General features: G+C 74.3%; 6 protein-coding genes. 5 read left to right on the forward strand and 1 reads right to left on the reverse strand.

Features of this window, described 5'->3' with window-relative positions:
- The coding region (locus HGA02_RS08560; RefSeq protein ID WP_210728339.1) for an outer membrane protein assembly factor BamB family protein at positions 1–1,328 on the forward strand (1,328 nt) is incomplete at its 5' end.
- Positions 1,329–1,389: 61 nt separating this feature from the next.
- The gene (locus tag HGA02_RS08565; protein WP_162351307.1) at positions 1,390–1,812 is read left to right on the forward strand and encodes a pilus assembly protein CpaE; all 423 of its coding nucleotides are present in this window, start codon (positions 1,390–1,392) and stop codon (positions 1,810–1,812) included.
- Between the two features lie 32 nt (positions 1,813–1,844).
- Here the strand turns inward: HGA02_RS08565 and HGA02_RS08570 are convergent, their stop codons facing one another.
- The gene (locus HGA02_RS08570) at positions 1,845–2,420 is read right to left on the reverse strand and encodes a DUF5655 domain-containing protein (protein ID WP_168678664.1); all 576 of its coding nucleotides are present in this window, start codon (positions 2,418–2,420) and stop codon (positions 1,845–1,847) included.
- A gap of 62 nt (positions 2,421–2,482) precedes the next feature.
- On the opposite strand from HGA02_RS08570, the gene gatC reads away from it, so the two are divergent.
- From gatC to gatB, 3 genes are read left to right on the forward strand one after another with little or no spacing between them, the layout of a single operon-like run.
- The gene (gatC, locus tag HGA02_RS08575; RefSeq protein ID WP_124343015.1) at positions 2,483–2,782 is read left to right on the forward strand and encodes an Asp-tRNA(Asn)/Glu-tRNA(Gln) amidotransferase subunit GatC; all 300 of its coding nucleotides are present in this window, start codon (positions 2,483–2,485) and stop codon (positions 2,780–2,782) included.
- The gene (gatA, locus tag HGA02_RS08580; protein WP_168678665.1) at positions 2,779–4,287 is read left to right on the forward strand and encodes an Asp-tRNA(Asn)/Glu-tRNA(Gln) amidotransferase subunit GatA; all 1,509 of its coding nucleotides are present in this window, start codon (positions 2,779–2,781) and stop codon (positions 4,285–4,287) included. Before gatC ends, gatA begins: the two co-directional genes overlap by 4 nt.
- Entirely contained in the window at positions 4,284–5,780 is a 1,497-nt protein-coding gene (gene gatB / locus HGA02_RS08585; protein ID WP_168678666.1) for an Asp-tRNA(Asn)/Glu-tRNA(Gln) amidotransferase subunit GatB, read from the forward strand. Before gatA ends, gatB begins: the two co-directional genes overlap by 4 nt.
- The last annotated feature ends 53 nt before the right edge of the window (positions 5,781–5,833 follow it).

A 5,833-nucleotide genomic window follows, 5' to 3' on the forward strand; every position in this document is an offset into this window, starting at 1 on the left:
GTCACGCGGACGCCGCCGGCGTCGTCGCACCCTTCGACGCCGGTGTGCGCGCCCACCCCGGACCGGCGCCCGACGTCTGGACGGAGTCGCTCGCCACCGTCGACGGCACGATGGTCGGGCTGCGCCAGCGCGACGGCTGGAGCCTCGTCGGCCTGCACCCGGACGACTGGTCGTCGCGGTGGGAGACCCCCGTCCCCCGCGTGCTGCCCCGGGAACGGCCGTACTGGATCGACGACGAGGACCTCGACGCGCTCGCGGGCCCACGCGACGTCGACGCCCTGGCCGTGGCGGGGGCGCTCGGCGGCGACCCGTGGTGCGTCCGCGCAGGCGGTGACCGGCCGCTCGCCGTCTGCGGGCTCCAGTACGGCACTCTCGTCCTGGGTGCCCCGCTGTCCTCGACGTGGTGGGTCGTCGACGCCACGAGCGGCGAGGTCGTCCGCACGGGGACGGCCGGGCCGGCCGAGTGGGTCGGCATGACCGGCGACGCCCTCGTCCGCGTGCACGGGGTCGACACCGCGGGCCACGACGCCGGCTCCGAGAGGCCGGCGGGCTGGGCGGTCGAGGCGACCGACCCCGTCACCGGCGACGCGCGGTGGACGTGGGACGCGCCCCCGACCGGCGCCCCGTCGGACTCCCCGTCCGCTGCCGGCACACCGGGTGAGCCGGAGGCGATGCCCTCGGTCGTGCTCGGCACGACCCGCCCGGGTCGCGTCCTGGTCTGGCTCGGGGAGACGGCCTGGGTGCTCGACCACGACGGTCAGGTCGTCGAGGAGGTGAGCGTCCCACCGGGTGAGGGCGTCGCGCTCGGGCGCAACGGCCGCGCCGGGCTGTTCGGCGGCCGCGTCACGGGTGACGACGGGTTCGTCCGGCAGGAGACCCTCGCGCAGGTCGCGATCGACGACGGCACGCTCCCCGACGACGTGCTCGTCATGCGCAGCGGCCTCGCCGGCGCGGACATGGTCGTCCGGTCGTCGGACGGGCGCGACCGGTGGAGCAGCCCGCTCCCGCGCCTCCCGCTCGCCGTGCTCGACAGCGACGTCCTCGTCCGCACCCACACCGGCCTCGCGCGGCTCGACGGCCCCGACGGCACGGTGGTGTGGTCGGTCGAGAGCGGTGTCGACGCCGACGTCGTCGTCACCGACGGCCGGACGCTCCTCGTCCGCGCGGGCGGCACGCTGCGGGCGCTGGCATGGTCCACCGGCGAGGTCGAGTGGGAGCGGACGCTCGCCGACGTGGGCCTCGCCGGCGAGATCCGGTCCGTGCGGCTCGACCCCGCCCTGCGCCGGCTCGTCGCGTCGTTCGACGACGAGCTGCGCGTCCTGCCCTGACCCGTCCCCTCCGTCGTGCCGGCCGGGTGCCGTCGCAGGCTGCCCGGACGATACTGGACGCATGATCTCCGTCGACCTCGCGCTCCTCCTGCGGGGGGCCGGCCTGCGCTGGCACCCCGCGTCCGGCGACCGCTTCGCCGTGATCCAGCCCGACATGGCGGGGGAGGTGTTCACGATCTCCGAGATGACGATCGAGGCGCACCACTACCCGACGGGCACGATCCTGGGCTTCAACGGGACGACGGAGTGGGCGCTCGACTCGGTCGCGCAGGAGGACGCCGTGTGGCTGCCGCGCGAGGACCAGATGCGCGAGCTGCTCGGCGGCACGTTCCGGAGTCTCGCGCGGTCGACGGACGGCACCTACCAGGTGCTCGTCGAGCGCCCGGGCCACCCCGAGCAGGTGTTCACCGCCGACTCGGCGGAGGAGGCCTACGCCGACGCGCTGCTCTCGCTGGTCACGGCCGCGGTCGAGCGCGTCGGCTGACGCCACGAGCGGCCGCGAGCCTGTCGAGCGCGTCAGCCGTTCTGCTCGTACGCGAGCCGCAGCAGGGCGACGAGGTCGTCGTCGACCTGCGCGACGTCGGTGAGGCCGACCTTGTGCGTCGCCGATCCCGGGGCCCTCGCGGGCACGAGTCGTGGGTGGTCGGGCGGGTCGACGAACCGCAGCCCGACGTCGACGCGCGTCGCGGTGGTGGCGGCGACGGCCGCGAACTGCCGACGCCGGACGAACGGCACGTACGTGCCGCGCCCCTCGCGCGCGACGTCGTCGCCGAGGGCGACCAGCGCGGACTCGACGGCGTCGTAGATCGGCCGCAGCGCCTCGCGCGCACCCGTGTACTGGCTGTCGACGTACCCCTCGACACCGGGCCGCTGCCACCCGGCGGACTCCGCGACGGAGAACGCGATCGCCCACTGCGTGTTCTGCGGCACCCCGTGCACGTCGCGCAGCCAGGCACGGACGGCCTTCTGGTCGAGGGGGTCGACGCCGCTGCCGGTCCGCACGAGGTGCACCCACTCCGCGAGGTCGCGCCCGGTGCGCGCGCGCATCCCCTCGGTGACCGCGGCCATCATGTCCTCGGGCGACGACGCCATGCCCTCAGCGTAGGCACCGGGTGCCTCCGGTCGCGGGCGGCCGGACGTCTAGACTCTCGGGCATGTCCACCCTCTCTCGCGACGAGGTCGCGCGCGTGGCGGGGCTGGCCCGGATCGACCTGACGCCGGCGGAGATCGACCGCCTCGCCGGCGAGCTCGACGTCATCGTCGAGTCGGTCGCCCGCGTGAGCGAGATCGCCACGCCCGACGTGCCGGCCACCAGCCACCCCCTGCCGCTGACCAACGTGTTCCGCCCCGACGTGCCGGTCGCCCCGGTGGACCGCGACGCGGTGCTCGCCGCCGCGCCCGCGTCGGAGGACGGCAAGTTCCTGGTCCCGCAGATCCTGGGGGAGGACGCGTGAGCGCGGACCTGACCCGGCTCTCGGCCGCGGCGCTCGCGGACGCGCTCGCCGCCGGGGAGACGTCGAGCGTCGAGGCCACGCAGGCGCACCTCGACCGGATCGCGGCCGTCGACGGCGCGGTGCACGCGTTCCTGCACGTCAGTGCCGACGAGGCGCTCGCGACCGCGGCCGACGTGGACGCGCGCCGGGCCGCGGGCGAGGACCTGCACGCGCTCGCGGGCGTGCCGATCGCGGTCAAGGACGTCGTGGTGACGAAGGGCCTGCCGACGACGGCCGGCTCGAAGATCCTCGAGGGCTGGGTGCCGCCGTACGACGCGACGCTCGTCGAGCGCATCAGGGCGGCGGGCCTGCCGATCCTCGGCAAGACCAACATGGACGAGTTCGCGATGGGCTCGTCGACCGAGCACTCCGCGTACGGCAACACGCACAACCCGTGGGACCTGGACCGCATCCCCGGCGGCTCGGGCGGCGGGTCCGCGGCGGCCGTCGCCGCGTTCGAGGCGCCGCTGGCGATCGGCACGGACACGGGCGGCTCGATCCGCCAGCCCGGCGCCGTGACGGGCACGGTCGGCGTGAAGCCGACCTACGGGTCGGTGTCGCGGTACGGGCTCATCGCGATGGCGTCGTCGCTCGACCAGGCCGGCCCGGTGACGCGCACCGTCCTCGACTCGGCGCTGCTGCACGAGCTCATCGGCGGCCACGACCCGCTCGACTCGACGTCGATCGCCGACCCGCTGCCGTCGCTCGTCGAGGCCGCCCGCGAGGGTGCGACCGGCGACCTCACGGGCGTGCGCGTCGGCGTGATCCGCGAGCTCCAGGGCGAGGGCTACCAGCCGGGCGTCCTCGCGCGGTTCCACGAGTCGCTCGACCTGCTGCGCGCTGCGGGTGCGGAGATCGTCGAGGTCTCCTGCCCGCACTTCGAGTACGCCCTGGGCGCGTACTACCTGATCATGCCGAGCGAGGCGTCGAGCAACCTGGCGAAGTTCGACGGCATGCGCTTCGGCCTGCGCGTCGTGCCGGACGACAACCCCACGGCGGAGCGCGTCATGGCCGCGACGCGTGGCCAGGGCTTCGGCGACGAGGTCAAGCGCCGCATCATCCTCGGCACGTACGCGCTGTCGGCGGGCTACTACGACGCCTACTACGGCTCGGCGCAGAAGGTGCGCACGCTCATCCAGCGGGACTTCGACGCGGCGTTCGCGCAGGCGGACGTGCTGGTGTCGCCGACGGCCCCGACGACGGCGTTCAAGCTGGGCGAGAAGCTCGACGACCCGCTCGCGATGTACCTCAACGACGTCGCGACGATCCCCGCGAACCTCGCGGGCGTGCCCGGCCTGTCGCTGCCGAACGGCCTCGACGACGGCCTGCCGGTCGGCTTCCAGGTGCTCGCGCCCGCCAAGGCGGACGACCGGCTGTACCGCGTCGGCGCCGCGCTCGAGACGCTGCTCGAGAAGGAGTGGGGCGGCCCGCTGCTGGCCCAGGCCCCGGAACTGGAGACCCGATGACCACGCTCGTGGACTACGACGAGGCCGTCACGCAGTTCGATCCCGTCATCGGCATCGAGGTGCACGTCGAGCTCGGCACCCGCACCAAGATGTTCGACGGCGCGGCGGTGACGTTCGGCGCGGAGCCGAACACCGAGGTCACGCCCGTGTCGCTCGGCCTGCCCGGCGCGCTGCCGGCGGTCAACGGCACCGCGGTCGAGTACGCGATCCGCATCGGCCTCGCGCTCAACTGCTCCATCGCGGAGTCGTGCCGGTTCGCGCGGAAGAACTACTTCTACCCGGACGTCCCGAAGAACTTCCAGACGTCGCAGTACGACGAGCCCATCGCGTACGAGGGGTACGTCGACGTCGAGCTCGAGGACGGGTCGACGTTCCGCGTCGAGATCGAGCGCGCGCACATGGAGGAGGACGCGGGCAAGAACACCCACGTCGGCGGCGCGACGGGCCGCATCCACGGTGCCGAGTACTCGCTCGTCGACTACAACCGCGCGGGCATCCCGCTGGTGGAGATCGTCACCAAGCCGATCACGGGCGCGGGGGAGCGAGCGCCCGAGGTCGCGCGCGCCTACGTGCAGACGCTGCGGGACCTGTTCCGCGCGCTGGGCGTGTCCGAGGCCCGCATGGAGCGGGGCAACGTGCGCGCGGACGTCAACGTGTCGCTGCGGCCCACGCCCGAGTCGGCGCTCGGCACCCGCACCGAGACCAAGAACGTCAACTCGTTCCGCTCGATCGAGCGTGCCGTGCGCTACGAGATCTCGCGGCAGGCGGGCGTGCTCAACGACGGCGGCGCGATCGTCCAGGAGACGCGGCACTGGCACGAGGACACGGGCACGACGACGTCGGGCCGCGTGAAGTCGGACGCCGAGGACTACCGCTACTTCCCGGAGCCGGACCTCGTCCCCATCGCGCCCGACCGCGCGTGGGTCGAGGAGATCCGCGCGACGCTGCCCGAGCTGCCCGCGGCCCGTCGCCGTCGGCTGCAGACGGAGTGGGGCTACGCCGACGCGGAGATGCGCGACGTCGTCAACGCCGGCGCGGTCGAGCTCATCGAGGCGACCGTCGCGGCCGGTGCGTCGCCCGCCGCCGCCCGCAAGTGGTGGATGGGCGAGCTCGCCCGCACCGCCAAGCAGCAGGAGGTCGAGCTCGAGGCGCTGCCGATCACGCCCGCGCAGATCGGTGCCCTCCAGAAGCTCGTCGACGACGGGCGGATCAACGACAAGCTCGCACGCCAGGTGCTCGAGGGCGTCCTGGCGGGCGAGGGCGAGCCCGAGGCCGTCGTCGTCGCGCGCGGGCTCGAGGTCGTCTCCGACGACGGCCCGCTGCTCGCCGCGATCGACGAGGCGCTGGCCGCCCAGCCCGACATCGCCGAGAAGATCCGGTCCGGCAACCTCGGCCCGGTCGGCGCGATCATCGGCGCCGTCATGAAGGCGACGCGCGGCCAGGCCGACGCGGGCCGCGTGCGCGAGCTCGTGCTGGAGCGCGTGCAGGGCTGACCAGGACGACGTCCGCGGGGCCGGTCCGGTGCACACCGGGTCCGGCCCCGCGG

Origin of the sequence: Cellulomonas septica (assembly GCF_012396155.1) — a bacterium.
In the GTDB taxonomy this organism is placed as follows: Bacteria; Actinomycetota; Actinomycetes; order Actinomycetales; family Cellulomonadaceae; genus Cellulomonas; species Cellulomonas septica.